14 protein-coding genes and 1 tRNA gene are annotated in these 15,807 nt (G+C 59.2%); 5 read left to right on the top strand and 10 right to left on the bottom strand.

The features are described 5' to 3' along the window. Positions 1-582 precede the first annotated feature (582 nt). Positions 583-1,512, top strand: coding sequence for a YiiX/YebB-like N1pC/P60 family cysteine hydrolase (locus tag BJL95_RS15780; protein WP_217631696.1), 930 nt, complete (start codon positions 583-585; stop codon positions 1,510-1,512). A 503-nt stretch (positions 1,513-2,015) separates the two neighbouring features. On the opposite strand, the gene BJL95_RS24765 is transcribed toward BJL95_RS15780, so the two are convergent. Further along, on the bottom strand, positions 2,016-2,354 hold the full coding sequence (locus BJL95_RS24765; protein WP_139306286.1) for a hypothetical protein: 339 nt from the start codon (positions 2,352-2,354) through the stop codon (positions 2,016-2,018). Between the two features lie 90 nt (positions 2,355-2,444). Here BJL95_RS24765 and BJL95_RS15790 point away from each other — a divergent pair, with 90 nt between their 5' ends. After that, complete coding sequence (locus tag BJL95_RS15790; protein WP_139306287.1) at positions 2,445-2,768, top strand: hypothetical protein; 324 nt, start codon at positions 2,445-2,447, stop codon at positions 2,766-2,768. Between the two features lie 50 nt (positions 2,769-2,818). Here BJL95_RS15790 and mepA read toward each other — a convergent pair whose 3' ends face one another. From mepA to BJL95_RS15820, 5 genes are all read right to left on the bottom strand, one after another. Beyond that, a complete protein-coding gene (gene mepA, locus BJL95_RS15795; protein WP_254786820.1) occupies positions 2,819-3,751 on the bottom strand; it encodes a penicillin-insensitive murein endopeptidase in 933 nt (310 codons plus the stop codon). Positions 3,752-4,569: 818 nt separating this feature from the next. Next, positions 4,570-6,420, bottom strand: a complete 1,851-nt coding sequence (gene ilvD, locus BJL95_RS15805) for a dihydroxy-acid dehydratase (RefSeq protein ID WP_071159318.1) — start codon at positions 6,418-6,420, stop codon at positions 4,570-4,572. Positions 6,421-6,602: 182 nt separating this feature from the next. Continuing rightward, positions 6,603-7,241 carry a TIGR04211 family SH3 domain-containing protein gene (locus tag BJL95_RS15810; RefSeq protein WP_064024449.1) on the bottom strand — a complete coding sequence of 213 codons (639 nt, stop codon included), beginning with the start codon at positions 7,239-7,241 and terminating at the stop codon, positions 6,603-6,605. 47 nt (positions 7,242-7,288) lie between these two features. Then, complete coding sequence (gene argF, locus BJL95_RS15815) at positions 7,289-8,188, bottom strand: ornithine carbamoyltransferase (RefSeq protein WP_064024447.1); 900 nt, start codon at positions 8,186-8,188, stop codon at positions 7,289-7,291. 6 nt (positions 8,189-8,194) lie between these two features. Then, positions 8,195-9,367 carry an acetylornithine transaminase gene (locus tag BJL95_RS15820; RefSeq protein WP_071159320.1) on the bottom strand — a complete coding sequence of 391 codons (1,173 nt, stop codon included), beginning with the start codon at positions 9,365-9,367 and terminating at the stop codon, positions 8,195-8,197. Between the two features lie 436 nt (positions 9,368-9,803). Here BJL95_RS15820 and BJL95_RS15825 point away from each other — a divergent pair, with 436 nt between their 5' ends. Continuing rightward, complete coding sequence (locus BJL95_RS15825) at positions 9,804-10,319, top strand: hypothetical protein (protein ID WP_231883520.1); 516 nt, start codon at positions 9,804-9,806, stop codon at positions 10,317-10,319. Positions 10,320-10,323: 4 nt separating this feature from the next. On the opposite strand, the gene BJL95_RS15830 is transcribed toward BJL95_RS15825, so the two are convergent. After that, positions 10,324-12,132 carry a bifunctional diguanylate cyclase/phosphodiesterase gene (locus tag BJL95_RS15830; RefSeq protein ID WP_071159322.1) on the bottom strand — a complete coding sequence of 603 codons (1,809 nt, stop codon included), beginning with the start codon at positions 12,130-12,132 and terminating at the stop codon, positions 10,324-10,326. Positions 12,133-12,271: 139 nt separating this feature from the next. On the opposite strand from BJL95_RS15830, the gene dhaL reads away from it, so the two are divergent. Further along, complete coding sequence (dhaL, locus tag BJL95_RS15835) at positions 12,272-12,898, top strand: dihydroxyacetone kinase subunit DhaL (RefSeq protein ID WP_071159324.1); 627 nt, start codon at positions 12,272-12,274, stop codon at positions 12,896-12,898. A gap of 39 nt (positions 12,899-12,937) precedes the next feature. On the opposite strand, the gene dhaK is transcribed toward dhaL, so the two are convergent. Both dhaK and BJL95_RS15845 read right to left on the bottom strand, forming a co-directional pair. Further along, positions 12,938-13,924, bottom strand: a complete 987-nt coding sequence (gene dhaK / locus BJL95_RS15840) for a dihydroxyacetone kinase subunit DhaK (protein WP_071159327.1) — start codon at positions 13,922-13,924, stop codon at positions 12,938-12,940. Between the two features lie 21 nt (positions 13,925-13,945). Next, positions 13,946-14,767, bottom strand: a complete 822-nt coding sequence (locus tag BJL95_RS15845; RefSeq protein ID WP_071159329.1) for an HAD-IIA family hydrolase — start codon at positions 14,765-14,767, stop codon at positions 13,946-13,948. Positions 14,768-14,969: 202 nt separating this feature from the next. On the opposite strand from BJL95_RS15845, the gene BJL95_RS15850 reads away from it, so the two are divergent. Then, positions 14,970-15,045: transfer RNA gene (locus tag BJL95_RS15850), tRNA-Phe, on the top strand. Positions 15,046-15,333: 288 nt separating this feature from the next. Here the strand turns inward: BJL95_RS15850 and BJL95_RS15855 are convergent. Continuing rightward, on the bottom strand, positions 15,334-15,807 hold a 474-nt coding region (locus BJL95_RS15855; RefSeq protein WP_254786821.1), incomplete at its 5' end, for a methyl-accepting chemotaxis protein.

A 15,807-nucleotide genomic window follows, 5' to 3' on the forward strand; every position in this document is an offset into this window, starting at 1 on the left:
GCTGTCAAAAGCCAGCCATTTCCGCAAATTCGCCGGAATTTGGCAAGTCCGGCTTGTCGCTAGCGCGGCATCGGCGGCTACAAAATCGCGAACGTTGGCGGCCCGATTCGGACCGGCCACGGTTTGAGCGGTTCCCACGCACGGAAGCCCTATTCTCTGGATTATCCAAAGCCTGGGTGTAGGAGGGGACTTAGTCCCGATTTTCGTTCCCGCGACGGAACAGCGTCTCGGCATATTCCACCCCAAACCAGCCACCGATTCCGATTGAAAACCGCCACCGGTTTCAATCCAATGTCGGCCAGGGATTCCAACTACAAAATCACCACTGGCGCCTAAAGATATATATTGGGATGAAGGCAGGGTTCGGCCAACTTCTGCCGGTCACGACGGTCGGCTTTGTGGCTACGAATATAGCGGAATGAAGGTGGGCAATATGCTATTAATTCAGATGGTGTTATCGTATTGTCTACTGTTTTGGTGCGTATTCCGATGAAATCCAACACCGATTTCAATTTCAAAACCACCAGGTATTCCAATCGAAAGCCGCCAGTGGCGCCGACCGCCCAATTTCGGAGTTGCAAAATGAGTGAATCGGAACTGCGTCCCAGGGTGTTCGTCGCCGGCCTCATCCAGCCCGGCGATGTTGTCTTGACGACCACGCCCGAACCGATAAGCCACACGATACGTAAGTTCACCGGCGCGGACATCTCCCACGCCATGATTTGTGTGGGTACTTCGAGCGTGATCGATTCCACTGGCGACGGTGTTCACGCACGAAATCTTGAGCGCATTATTCTTGAGCCAGGCTGCGCAGGGCATGTGCTTCGACCAGTGACGCCACTGTCGACTGATCAATTGCGCTCTGTCATCTCCTTTGCCAGGGCTGCGGTTGGTACTCGATACACGATGACCGGCGCTGCCAAGAGCGTGTTGGCTGGTTTCGTGGCCGGCCGGAGGCAGTTCTGCTCGCGTTTGGTCGCGCAGGCCTACCGAGATGCCGGCATAAATCTAGTATCGGATGCTGACTTCTGCCATCCAGGAGAGCTCCTGAATAGCACGGCGATTGTTGAAGTACCAAATGTGCTTAGGAATCTCAGCCCAGAAGAAGAGGCTGACCGGCGGGAGTATATTGACAATGTCCAAGTTATGCGCGACTCAACCAACGCCTTGCTTCAGGAGGCCCGCAAACTGTCCCCTGAGATCGAGTCACTGAACGATATCGATGCTTACCTAGTGGAGCATCCAGAGGGAGATGCTCAACTTGTGCAAGCACTACGATCTTCAAGGTATCTGGAACTGTGGAGAGATGATCCCGAAAGGAATTCCTGGCAGTACCACATTGCCATGATGGAGGGGCATAACGGCTCGGATGAACGCAAGCAGAGGTACTGCGAAGAGCTGCTGGTAGACGAGGAGTTGTGCCAAAACCGTTTTATCCTGAACCACGCGGGCTACGTTGCCTTGAACACGTTGCACCCTCGTCAATACTTTGCCCTGAAGGTAGAGCTCTAGGACATCCTGACCCAGTTCCATGCTCGGCGGGTCAAGGCGGCAACTGCCTGGCTTGAGAGTAAGGGGCTGCGTGAGCCTGCACCTCTCAAACTCCTTCGTCCACACACCCCTGAGTGGTTTGCTTCGCTGCGCGAATGGAATCCCAAGCAGGCCGCAATGACGGAAGCGGCCATTCAGACGGCGGGAGGTTCGGATGTGTGCAGCGTCTGTGCGGATGATCCGGCCCGTGATTACGCCTTGGTGAGTATGCCAGCGGCTGGACCAGGGACGCTTCGGCTTTGCGATGACTGTTTTCGCATCCGTTCTATCGACGAACCGATGAGACCTTTCTGACCGCCTAGTCTAAAGCGAATCTGCGCAAGGTTGTTTCGACTGCTTCATAGCCGCTTTAGCAGTCTGCTTCAGTGGTGCCGCAAACATAAACCGTTATCCTCGCGAGTAACCGCGCATTCACCTACTTATTGCAGTTAGCTAAACTTCGCGAATGGCAGGTTTCGGGAAACTTAAATCCATACGCGAATGACGGCAGTGGGTCGAAAGCCGTCATTCACTACTGGCTGAATCGTTTGGTAATCGATGGCCGACTTTGGATTGGAGTCGGTGGCGGCTTTGCGACCGGAATGCCTGGCGGTTTTGAAGTCGGAATCAGTGGTGGTTTTGTTCGGAATATGCAGTCGCGGCATATCCGGCGACGTTGATGGTTGCAAGTCCCTTGAACTGTGATCGGCATCACTTTTTGGGAACTCGACTAAACTTACTCGTGCTTGGGAAATGCCGGCGTCGCCGGAATTTAGTCTATCCGCAACTTGGCATTTTTCCTGCTGTCCAAGGGTGATCGCCAAATCCTTGGCGAAGGTCGCCGGCGACGCGATGCGTGCCGGCGCGAAGTAGGGCGGCGCACCGACAGCGTCGCCGGAAATCGGGAGGTAGCCATGAACAAGTGGACTGTCTTTTTTGAAAGGTGCGGATTACTGGGTGTGGTCTGCGGAATATTGATTGTCGCGGAACCCGGATACGCGGACAGCTCGGATAAACTGGTACTGACATTATCCGAAGCCGGCTTGGCGAAGTTCGATGCCGCCGCGCAAGCCGGTCAGTCGCCGTCGCAAACCGCCGACGAACTAGTGCCGTTGCAGAAATCCAAGCCCCGGCCGGTGAACCTGGGTTGCGAGGTCGATGTTAATCAGTACGGCGTGGACAACAATGCGTTGAGCAGCCGATTGACCGGCGAGTGTAATTTTCGCTATCGCTACTGAGCTAAGGCGAGCGGGATTAGGCACCCACACGCCAACCGCGCTTGCCGGGATTATTCCCGTAGCAATTGCTCGCACAAGGCCGGTAACGGCGGCGGGACGGAAACCGGGCCTGGCGCCGGCGTTTTGGCTTCCTCGGTAAACCACCAAGCCAGACTGGCGTCGCAGCCGTCGCCGGCCGGCAGTGGCTCCTGGCCTTGGCATGCCGGGTTGTCGGCAGGGCATTTCAAACGCACGTGAAAATGATCGTCATGCTTCCACCAAGGCCGAATCTTACGCAGCCAGCCGCCGGTGCCGGGCAGTTTGGCGTCGCACAAGCTTTGTTTGACGGCGGGATGCACGAAAATGCGGTCCACCTCCGGGCGTTGCGCCGCCGCTTCCAAGACTTGGGCGTGGTTGGGCGACCAGGCGCGCCGGTCGATGCGATACGCGCGCATATCCACCACCGACGGCGCGCTCCACGTTTCCCGTTCCTCGGCGGACAATACGCGCCGGTCGGCTTGCTCCGAAAGCAAAAACCAAATATCCACGTCCAGGCCGGATTGGTGGCTACGATGGCCGCTGAGCGTTGGGCCGCCGCGAGCTTGTCCCAAATCGCCGATCAACAAGGTGCCAAGCTGGCGGTCGCGCGCGGTTTGGCCGAGCGCTTGGATGAAGGCGATTAGTTCGGTATGGCCGTAATAGCGTTGCCGGGACAGGCGCATCACCTGATAACCCGGCCCTTGGAGCGGCAAGCTTGCCGCGCCGGCGATACAGCCGTTGGTATACGAGCCGATACTGAAACTCCCGGCGGGACGCGACGAAGGCGCTTTGACCGCCGCCCAGTCGGCGGCGCTGGAGCCGGCGGCGGCGGGCGCGGCGAAAATCGATACAGCGGATAGTAAAGTTAGGAAAGCACGAATCGAGAACATAAGATAGCCGGCGGTAAACAGTCCCGGCATTTTAAACCAGCCGGCGGGGTAAAGGGTTTTCGGCAGGGTAGGCATCGCCGATGGGTCCGCGGTTCCGCCGCGTTTTTCCCGGATTTATCCCGAAACGCCTCGCCTGACCGACCGAGGCGCAACGATCCAGCTTGAACATCGAGCGTTCTAGTTTCAACAAACAGCGATCCGCCGCCAACAGGCACACTTTTATGTCAAACACCGGCCCGTCTTGATTTAACAAGCATCGGTCCCACTCAAAGAGAGAACGTTCTATCCCAAACAGACACGGTTCGCTCCGCGACGCCGGCGTTTCTCCGTTTAATGTCGTGTCGTCCGGTTTGAACAGGCATCGTTCCCTGTTCGTTGCAGAACGTTGCCTGTTCAACAGAGAGTGGCGAGTGTTTAATGGAGAAGATTGTCCTTTGAACAGCAAACGCTGCCTGTTCAATCGAGAAATGTGCTGGTTCAACATGCAACCTTGCTTGTTCGGCCGAGAGTGATGCTCGTTCAACGGACAACGGCGCCTGTGCGAACCAGAACCCGATGCGTTCGAACTGAAATGCTGTGTGCTTACATTAAAATGGCGAGGTTCGAACCAACCCAGACTCCGGTTTTGGTCGGATCGATGTTATTCAAAACACCAGTATCGTTAGAGATAACGCTCGATCCGGTGGACATGGGACCACTATCCCCAAAAAGCCGATCACAGAGCCGGCCAAGTCCTCGCATCGGAGACTTCGCAAACACAGGATTAACGTCGGCCTACGGCGCGGCAAGCGCTTAATCGACGATCGATCGCCGCCCTTCGTGCCGGACGGATGGCCGTGGGGCGGATCCCGGCAGTGAGGCTTGAGTTGGCCGGGTCGCGTTGGTGTGTTGGCTCAGTCGTCCCCGAGTTTGGACAAATCCCGTACCGCGCCCTTGTCGGCCGAGGTCGCGAAATGAGCGTAGGCCTTTAAGGCGACCGACACCTTGCGAGAACGCGGCTTGCCCGGTTTCCAGCCCAGCTTGTCTTGTTCGGCGCGGCGTTGGGCCAGTTCCTCGTCGGACAGCAGCACATTGATGGTCCGATTGGGAATGTCGATGCGGATACGATCGCCGTTTTTCACCAGACCGATCGCGCCGCCGGCCGCCGCTTCCGGCGAACAGTGGCCGATCGACAAGCCGGAGGTGCCGCCGGAAAAGCGGCCGTCGGTCAATAGCGCGCAGGCTTTGCCCAGACCCTTGGATTTGATGTAGCTGGTCGGATACAGCATTTCCTGCATGCCGGGGCCGCCTTTGGGGCCTTCGTAGCGCACGACGACGACATCGCCGGCGACGACTTTGTCGGCCAGGATGTTTTCCACGGCTTCGTCTTGCGATTCGACCACGTGGGCGTTGCCTTCGAACACCAGCAGGCTGTCGTCGACGCCGGCGGTTTTGACGACGCAACCGTCCAGCGCGATGTTGCCGTACAGCACCGCCAGGCCGCCTTCCTGACTGAAGGCGTGCTCGAAGGAACGGATGCAGCCTTCGGCGCGGTCGGTGTCCAGGCTGGGCCAACGGGTATCCTGGCTGAACGCGACTTGCGACGGAATGCCGGCGGGACCGGCCATATAGAAAGTTTTGACCGCATCGCTCGGATTCGCCACCACATCCCATTCCGCCAGTGCGTCGCCCAGGGTTTTGGCGTGGACGGTCGGCACGTCGGTATGCAGCTTACCGGTCCGGTTTAACTCGGCCAGAATCGCCATGATGCCACCGGCGCGATGTACATCCTCGATGTGGTATTTATTGGTGTTGGGTGCGACCTTGCACAATTGCGGCACCGTGCGGGACATCCGATCGATGTCGGCCATCGTGAAAGCAATGCCGGCTTCCTGCGCCACGGCCAGCAGATGCAGAATGGTGTTGGTCGAGCCGCCCATCGCGATGTCCAAGGCGATCGCGTTTTCGAAGGCTTTGAAACCCACCGAGCGCGGCAACACCGATTCGTCGCCTCGTTCGTAATACTGCTTGGCCAGTTCGACGATGCGGCGGCCGGCTTGCTTGAATAGCTGCTCGCGATCGGCGTGAGTGGCGACCACGGTGCCGTTACCCGGCAAGGACAAGCCCAGTGCCTCGGTCAGGCAGTTCATCGAGTTGGCGGTGAACATGCCGGAGCAGGAGCCGCAAGTCGGGCAGGCCGAGCGCTCCACCGCCGCCAAGTCGGCGTCGGAGACTTTGCTGTCCGCCGCCATCACCATCGCGTCGATCAGGTCCAGCTTTTTGATGTCGTCCGATCCGGCCAGTTTGGTCTTGCCGGCTTCCATCGGGCCGCCGGACACGAAGATGACCGGAATATTGATGCGCATCGCCGCCATCAACATGCCGGGGGTGATTTTGTCGCAGTTGGAAATGCAGACGATGGCGTCGGCGCAGTGGGCGTTGACCATGTACTCGACGCTGTCGGCGATCAAGTCGCGGCTGGGCAGGCTGTACAGCATGCCGTCGTGGCCCATCGCGATGCCGTCGTCGACCGCGATGGTGTTGAATTCCTTGGCGACGCCGCCGGCGAGTTCGATCTCGCGCGCGACCAATTGGCCCAAGTCCTTCAAGTGCACATGGCCAGGCACGAATTGAGTGAAGGAGTTGGCTACCGCGATGATAGGCTTGTCGAAATCGCCGTCTTTCATGCCGGTGGCGCGCCACAGCGAGCGGGCGCCGGCCATGTTGCGGCCGTGGGTGGTAGTGCGTGAACGATAGCTAGGCATGGTGGTTCCAAAAAAAGAAAGGCCTTAACAGCCCAATATAATCAAAACAATCAAGGACGTGCCGAGTGAAGCGAAGCTCATCAACGAACGCATCGATTGCCAACGATGCGCTTCACGGTGTTCAGGACATCCAACGTCTGATTCAATGCTCTCCCGCCAACGGCGAGTGAGGGAAAAATGGATTAAAACGTGTCCCAACCGCTGGAACGGCGCCGCCAGCTGAGTTTGGGCAGAATAAAGCCGAGCAGCACGCCGAACAAGGACAGGCCGCCGCCGTACAAAAACCAATCTTGGTTGGTACTGTCCGCCAAGGCTTGGTTTTCGCGTTTTAACTGTTGTAGTTCGCGTTCGACGCTGACGACGCGTTCTTGAAGCTGATCGCGTTGCTGCTTCAATTGGATCGCATTCGCGGCGGTTTGTTGCAATTCGCTAAGGTCGGCGCTGAGTTTGTCGCGTTCCTTGCCGATTTCCAGGCTGCCGGCCTGCGCCGATTTCAGTTGTTTGTTTTCCTCGGTCAAGGCCTCCAACTTTTTGTTGGCGGCTTCGAGCTGGCCGCGCGCGCTGGGTTCGCCGGTCAGGTAGCGGCTAAGAATAAAGCCTTCGGCACCGTTGTTGGTCTGGATGTAGGTATAGCCGTTCTCGGTGCTTTCCTGCAACACGGTGACCAATGCGCCGTTCTCCAGCATTTTGACGATTTTGGTGCGCTCGCTCTCGCCGCTACGCAACGGTACTTCGACTTTATCGGTGACGTAGGCCGTTCGAGCTTCGGCGATACCGCTAAACAACAGGCAGGCGGAGAGGTAGGCAAGGGTTTTTTTCACAGTGGCTCTCAAGGTTGGTCTAACGCAAGCCGGCGATTTTAGCGAAATTATCGGCCGATGAGAAATTCCAGCAAGGCCTTTTGGGCGTGCAAGCGATTCTCCGCCTCTTGAAAAACCACGCTTTGCGGACCGTCGATGACCTCGGCACTGACTTCCTCGCCGCGATGGGCCGGCAAGCAATGCATGAATAGCGCGTCGGCATGCGCGGCCGCCATCACGTCGGCGTTGACTTGAAAATCTCGAAAGGCGACTTCGCGGTGCTTTTGTTCTTCTTCCTGACCCATGCTGGCCCAGACGTCGGTGACGACCAGATCGGCACCGGCGGCGGCCAGCTCGGGGCTTTCGAAAAACGCCACGCGCTGGCCGGCGGCATCGACGATGGCTTGGTTCGGTCGGTAATCGAACGGGCAGGCGATGTGCAATTGGAAGTCGAACTGGCGGGCGGCGTTAATATAGGAATGGCACATATTGTTGCCGTCGCCGATCCAGGTCACGGTTTTGCCGGCGATGTCGCCGCGTTGCTCGAAGTAGGTTTGCATGTCCGCCAGCAATTGACAGGGATGCTTCAGGTCGGTTAAGCCGTTGATGACCGGTACCCGCGAATATTGGGCAAACGTCGTGACGGTTTCGTGTTTGTGAGTGCGCAGCATGATGCAGTCCACCATGCTGGAAATGACTCTGGCGCTGTCTTCCAGTGGTTCGCCGCGGCCCAATTGGGTATCGCGCGGCGACAGGAACAGCGCGGTGCCGCCGAACTGGGCCATGCCGGCCTCGAAGGAAATCCGGGTGCGGGTCGAGGACTTTTCGAAAATCATCGCCAGCACTTTGCCTTTCAACGGCTGGTAATCGGGATCGCGGTGTTGCTTGAGCGCGATGGCTCTGTGGATCAGGGCGCGGAGTTCGGCGCTGGACAGATCCAGCAAACTGGTGAAGTGTCTCGGTTGCATCGTGGATTACCTGCTGAATTCCTGTATGAGTGCCGACAAAGTCCCGGTCAGCATGGCGATTTGCGCGTCGTCGATCACGAACGGCGGCAGTAAACGTATCGTGTTGTCGGCGGTGACGTTGATCAATACGCCTTGTTCGAGAGCCATGCCGACCAGTTCGCCGCAGGGACGATCCAATTCGACGCCGATCATCAAACCTTTGTGACGAATCGCGGCGACATGCGAATTCTCGGCCAGCGCCTGGCTCAGCGCCGCGTGAATTTGCGCGCCCTTGGCGGCGACGCTATCGAGCAGGCCGTCGGCGGTGACCGAGTTCAATACCGCCAACGCCGCCGCGCAGGCCAGCGGATTGCCGCCGAAGGTCGAGCCGTGGTTGCCGGCCGTCAATACATCGGCCGCCTTGCCGCGCGCCAGACAGGCGCCGATCGGCACGCCGTTGCCCAAGGCTTTGGCCATCGTACAAACGTCGGGCAACATACCGTTGTGTTGATAGGCCAGGAAGCGGCCGGTACGGCCGACGCCGGTTTGGATCTCGTCGAGTATCATCAGCAGATCGTGGCGGTCGCACAATTCGCGAATTCGGTTTAGATAATCCGGTGCCGGAATATTCACGCCGCCTTCGCCTTGCACCGGTTCCACCATGATCGCGACGATATTGGCGTCCGCCGCCAACTCGGCTTCTATGGCTGGAACGTCGTTGTAAGCCACGTGGCGAAATCCGGCCAGTAGCGGCGCGAAGCCCTGTTTGATCTTGGTGTTCCCGGTCGCGCTCAGCGTGCCCATCGTCCGGCCGTGAAAGCTTTTTTCCATCGTCAGCACCACCGGTTCGTCGATGCCTTTTTGGTGGCCGTATTTGCGGGCGATCTTGATGGCCGCTTCGTTGGCTTCGGCGCCGGAGTTGCTGAAAAATACGTTATCCATGCCGCTCAATTCCGCCAGCCGGTCGGCCAGCTGAGCTTGTAGGCCGGCGCCGTACAGGTTGGACGTATGCAGCAGGGTCCGGCTTTGCGCGCAAAGCGCGTCAGCCACCGCCGGGTGGGCGTGACCGAGGCTGCACACCGCGATGCCGGCGACGGCGTCGAGATAGCGTCGGCCGGTACTGTCCCACAACCAAGCACCTTCGCCGCGCGCGAAGGTGACGGATTGGCGAGCATAGGTCGGCATCAGGTGACTAGTCATGGGCGGATTCGCTATCGTCAAATGGAAAGAGGTTTTCTTTAAAAAAAGCGCGCGATTATATTTTTTTGAGGTCTGCTATGCAATGCCTGATTCGCCGGGCGGGAAAATTGCCGGTTGCGCCGGGTTGGCGCGGCGAGTCGCAGCGGCGGGGCGAAGCGGAGCAATCTGTTCCGGATCGGTCGTTTTGACTTGGTTCGGCGCGGGCCGCGGGGCGTGTCGCCAAGCGGTTTCCCAACGACGTTTGCGGCGCGCGCGGAGCGGAGTCGATACGTGGATGGGCTTAGTCTTCGCTCTAGCGCCGGACGGTCGGGCGAGCGCACTCCGAAAATGTCCGATATATGAGAGTTGTTATAAACCTGTAACATTGATGGATTAAAGTCGTCTGCATTTAGGCTCAGCGGTTGGTTTTCGAACAGACGCCAACAAGGGACTTGCATTGAACGACAACGACTACCTCCTCGACGATAAGAAACACATCGTATCGATACGGCTGAACAATTTCGACCGGATCGCGGTGCGCTCGACGGCGGCGCGCTTGTTTGTCCGGGAGTCCGAGCTGTACCGCTTCGCGGTTTATCATTTATTGCACCGCTTGCATAAGTTGCACGACGATACCTGTGTCGGCAGCGATTTGTTGCCCTTATTCCTGGAATTCAAGGACGAGATCAACAGTCAACTGGGTTTGAACAAGCATCAACTGTTCAAGATCTTCAATAGTCGCACGCCCGATCCTAACAAATTCGTGGCGATGGCCGACATCGAACTGCTGCTGTTGCCGTTGCATGCGGTTAGGCAGCGCTTGCAACAAATGCCGGACGCGGCCGCCCAACGCCAGCCCGATACCTATGCCTGGTTGTTCGCTTATCTGCGCGAAAAATACCACTTCCGCGACGGCGAAATTCCCGCTCCCCGCCCGGTGGAAGGCGATCCGGACGACGGCGCGGTCGACTGATTGCTCACGCCGCCGCAGTTCCGAGGAATTCCCGGTGCCAAGTCACGAAGTCGCCCGGCGCCAACGGTCTGGCGAAGTGGTAGCCCTGTACTTCGTGGCATTGATGGCTTTTAACGCATTCCAGTTCGGCCAGATTTTCAACGCCCTCGGCGATGGTTTCCAGGCCCAGGCTATTGCCCAGCGCGATGATCGCCTTGACGATAGCTTCGTTGGCCGGCGTGTTTTCGATATCGCGGATAAACGATTGGTCGATTTTGATTTTGTTGATCGGGAAGGTGCGTAGATAACTCAGACTGGAATAGCCGGTGCCGAAGTCGTCGATGGCCAGTTTGACCCCCAAGCTCCGCAGTTCGCCCAGAGTTTGCGCGGCGCGGTCGGCGTGGGTCATCACCGCGCCCTCGGTCAGTTCCAGCTCCAGGTGTTCGGGAATCATGCCGGTTTCCGCGATCAACTGAGCGACTCGTCCCGCGAAACCGGGCTGTTCGAATTGCTTCGCCGAAATATTGACCGACATCCGCAGCGCGGGCAGGCCGGCAGCGATCCAGCTCAGGTGTTGCCGGCAGGCCTGGCGCAGCACCCAGTCGCCTATGTCGTGAATTTGGCCGGTTTCCTCGGCGATCGGAATGAATTCGGCCGGCGAAATCGCGCCCAACGTGGCATGCTGCCAGCGCAGCAAGGCTTCGACGCCGACGACCCGCTGGTCGCTCAGTTGAATTTGCGGTTGATAGTGCAACGAAAATTCACCGTTGCCGAGCGCGCCGCGCAATTCGGCTTCCAGTAGCATGCGTTCCCGCAAGCCGTCGTCGAAATGTTCGGAGTACAGCGCATAGCGATTGCGTCCAAGTTGCTTGGCTTGGTACATCGCGGCGTCGGCCTTGCGGATCAAGCCTTCGGCCGAGTTGTCGTGCAGTGGATACAACACGATGCCCATGCTGGCGGTGACCTGCAAGGCGTGGTCGTAAACCGGCATTGGCTGGTCCAGCGCGGCGACGATATGGTCGGCAACGGTGACGGCCGCCGCCTCACTTTCCAGATTCGGCAAGATAATGACGAATTCGTCGCCGCCCAGCCGCGACACGGTGTCGCTATGGCGGACGCACTGGGTCAGTCGCTCGGCCACGGTTTGCAGCAGACGGTCGCCAACGCTGTGACCCAGGCTGTCGTTGATGTATTTAAAGCGGTCCAAATCGACGAAAATCAGCCCCAGCATCCGTCCGCTCCGCAACGCGGCGCGGCAAGCTTGTTCCAGCCTGTCCTTGAACAGCAGGCGATTTGGCAATCCGGTCAGTTGATCGTAATGAGCCAGCAAGTACAGATCGCGCTGTTTGCGCTGGGTGATTTCCTCCAGCAGCGCGTGGCCGGTCGCCATGCCGGCGTAAGCGCCGTCGCGCAGAATGATGAAGCCGTTAACCATGTGGCGCATCCCGGCATCGATAATGATCCGCGCCACGTCGTCGATGCCGGCGTTGATGTCGACGACGATGGGGTTGGCGTCCATGATTTCGGCGATGCGTTTTTTGTACAGCAAATCGCGGGCGAACGGCCGCAGAAAAATTTCAATGATCCGGCCCCGGTCCATAATGCCGACCGGCATCCGGTCGGCGTCAACGATGGCGACCGCCGGTAGGTCTTCGTGGCGGATGAAGTGGTCCAGCACATCGACGCAACGGCTGTTCCAGGCGATCGGTTCGACATGGCTCAGCAGGCGGTTGACCGTCGCGGTTTGGCCCGGCGTTTCGTCTAGGGCTTGGTCTTGCCGATGTTTGCGGGCGTCGTTGAGGGCGAGTTCGATGGAATGAATCGGAAACAGCATGAGGCACGCATGGGCAGGGGCGACGACGGCCCAGTATACGAGGGCGGCGTTACGGTTTTATGACGCGGCGCGGACTGGACATGCGAGGGCGGCTTGGCTATGCTCCGCGCCTGTTGTCGACCATGCCAGGAGTTGCCCCATGCCCATCAGTCCCGCGATGTTTCCCGAGTTGATCCGCGCCGTTCAGGCCGACATCGCTGCCAACGCCGAGGCCGTCACCGAGTTGGATCAGGCGATAGGCGACGGCGATCACGTTTTCAACCTGCAACGCGGCTTGCAGGCCTTGGTCGAGCAAGCCGACGCGATCGCGCCGCTGGATTGGCCGGCGGCCTGGCAAAAAATCGGCATGACGGTGATGGCGGCGGTCGGCGGCGCGTCGGGCTCGTTATACGCGACCTTGTTCATCGCGCTGCATAAACACAGTCGGGATAGCTCTGTGTCCGGCTTCGCGGCGGCGTTCGCGGCCGCCGTCGAGGCGGTCAAACAACGCGGCAAGGCCGATGTCGGCGAAAAAACGATGCTGGACGTTTGGGTGCCGGTGGCGCTGGCCTTGCAACAGGATGCCGAAGCCGGCAAATCACTGGACGAATTGTTGGATCATCTTTGCCTAGTCGCGGCGGCCGGCGTCGAAGCCACCCGCGATATGCAGGCCACCAAGGGCAGGGCGTCGTTCTTGGGCGAGCGTAGTCTGGGCCATATCGATGCCGGCGCCAAAACCGCGCAATTGATCGTCGCGGCGGTGGCCAGGGTGTTGAAAACGGCCTAATTCAGGTGGGGCGTCGAATCTTGATTTGACAGCGTTTCCTCAACAGCCCCAGCGCAACGCGGCGGTATTGACCGGCGCGTCCCACAGTTTCAGCATTTCCTCGTCCAGCACGGTCAGGGTCAGCGAGGCGCCGGCCATGTCCAGCGAGGTTGTGAAATTGCCGACCAGCGAGCGTTGCACGGTCAATCCGCGCCGGCCGCATTGCGCGTGAGCCAACTCGTAAAGCAAATGCAATTCGATCAATGGCGTACCGCCGAAGCCGTTGACGTGCAACAGCACGTTTTGGCCGGCGGCCGGCTGCAACTCGTCGAATAGATGCTGGGTCAATTCGGCGACGATGTGGCTGGCGTCGGCCAGTTTGACGGTTTCGCGGCCGCGCTCGCCGTGGATGCCGACGCCCATCTCGATTTCGTCGTCGCCAAGGGTAAAGGTTGGATGGCCCAAGGCCGGTACCGTGCAACTGGTCAGCGCGACGCCCAGCGAGGCGGTGGCCGAAACGACCCGTTCGCCCAAGGCTTTGCAAGCCGCCAGATTGTAGCCTTGCTCGGCCGCGGCGCCGACGACTTTCTCGACGATGCTGGTGCCGGCCACGCCGCGTCGACCAATGGCGTGGGTCTTGGGCAGGGAAATGTCGTCGTTGACCAGCACGCTGGCGTTGGGGAGGTCCAGCATCTCGCTAGCCATTTCGAAATTCATCACGTCGCCGGCGTAATTTTTGACGATGAACAACACACCGGCACCGCCGTCGACGGCCTGAGCGGCGGCGATCATTTGATCCGGCGTCGGCGAGGTGAACACCTGGCCTGGACAGGCGGCGTCCAGCATGCCGAATCCGACGAAGCCGCTATGCAAGGGCTCGTGGCCGGAGCCGCCGCCCGAAATCAGCGCTACCTTGCCGGGCTTAAGGTGCTTGCGACGCACGAAATGCGGGGTTTCGTTCAGGTCGACGATGTCGGCGTGGGCCTTGGCGAAGCCGCGCAAACTGGTGGTCAACAAGCTGTCCGGGCTATCGATGAACTTTTTCATGGTCACTCCTTGGTTTGCGGGTCAGGCGGCCAGTTCGCGCAACATCCGGGTCACGTCGCGGATATCGGGCACCACCCAGGTTGGGCCGTAGTCGGTGGCTTCCACATCTTTTGCGCTGGATACTCCGGTCAGAACCATCAGGCTGCGAATACCGGTGCGCACCGCGCCGAGGATGTCGGTGTCCAAGCGGTCGCCGATCGCGATGGTCTGGGCCAGCGGCGCGCCGAGCAACTCGATGGCTTGCCGATAGATGATGGGTTCGGGCTTGCCGATGATCATCGGTTGGATGCCGGTTGCCGCGGTCAGCGCCGCCAGGATCGCGCCGTTGCCGTGAGTAATGCCGTGCTCGGTCGGCAACGATATGTCGCCGTTGGTACCGATGAAATGCGCGCCGGCCCGCAGATTGAGGGTCGCGGTCGCCAGTTTGTCCCAACTGATTTCCCGGTCCATGCCGCAAACCACCAAATGCGCGTGTTGGTCGGGTCCGGTTTCGTAGAGGCCGGTTAGCGTAAAGCCCAGATCTTGCAGAGGTTTCCAGGTGCCGGTGCCGCCGATTGCGTAGGCGCGGGTGGTTTGGGGATCGTAGCGCTGCGACAAATACAAAGCGGTGGCCATCCCCGAGGTCAGAATTTCTCGCTCGGCCACCGCAACGCCCATTTTTGCCAATTTGGCGACGTATTGCTCGGCGGTCATGCTGGCGTTGTTGGTCGCCAAAATAAACGGCAGTGCCAGGTCGCGCAAGGTTTCGAAAAAGTCGGTCAGGCCGGCTTGCGGCTGGTCGCCGTGCCAGAGTACGCCGTCCATATCGATGATCAGCGCGCGTATGTCGGTAAATGCTTGCATAAAAGTCTCGGTCTTTTTAATTTTTTTAATTTGCCGGGGCCTGGCAAACCGGGATGGTTCGGCCCTTGAGACGCCGGGCGGGGCTGCGGCGCGCGTGGCGGCACAGAATTGCATAATCGTTGCTCGTCTGTCCAGTTTAGCTGGGAACTGCGTTTTTTCTTGACTTGCCGCCGATAACCTAGTTTAATGCGCGGCTCTTGACGCCCAGGTAGCTCAGTCGGTAGAGCAGAGGACTGAAAATCCTCGTGTCGACAGTTCGATTCTGTCCTTGGGCACCACGAATACCAAGGCCTTGCAGCAATGCAAGGCCTTTTTTATTTCCTGCGACCTGCCGGTTTCGGCTGGGTGTTTTCCTTGCAGAACGCCGGATTCCGCGCGAAATGTTACGACGTGGTTTACACCTGGAAGACAGGGTACATGACGGTTTTTGCGGAACGAATCTTGAGCCGACCGGCGGCTTTCCCAAACGGAGTAGCCTGTCGGCGTCTGCCAGAGGCCCAAATTTAGCCCACTGGCTGGATGCCAATAGCAGGGCGTATTGTTGCTCGCCCTCCCGCTATTTCTTTCTAAAAACGCTCGAAATACGGCAATTCCGGCGCCAAGCCGGTCGCATCGTGGCGATGGCTTGGCGCCGCTCCGCGCTTGGCGGCCGTGGGTTTGGCGTGAGGTGCGTGGCCGCGGTGAGAAGTGCCGGCGCGACGTTGGCCGCCGGAACTGGCGATCTTAAAAAAGCTCATCAAGCTTTGCAATTGCTCGGCTTGGCCGGTCATTTCCTCGGCGGTGGAAGCCAATTCTTCACTGGCGGCGGCGTTTTGCTGGGTGATTTGGTTCATTTGATTCATCGCGGTATTGACTTGGCTGACGCCGGCCGACTGTTCCTGGGAAGCGGCGGCGATTTCCTGCACCAGATCGGAGGTTTTGGCGATGCTGGGCACGATGGCGTCCAGCAAGCGGCCGGCGCTTTCGGCGGTGCTGACGCTGGTTTCGGCCAATTGGCCGATTTCCTGGGCGGCGATCTGACTGCGCTCGGCCAGTTTGCG

This window comes from Methylomonas sp. LWB (assembly GCF_001856095.1).
Classification (GTDB): domain Bacteria; phylum Pseudomonadota; class Gammaproteobacteria; order Methylococcales; family Methylomonadaceae; genus Methylomonas; species Methylomonas koyamae_A.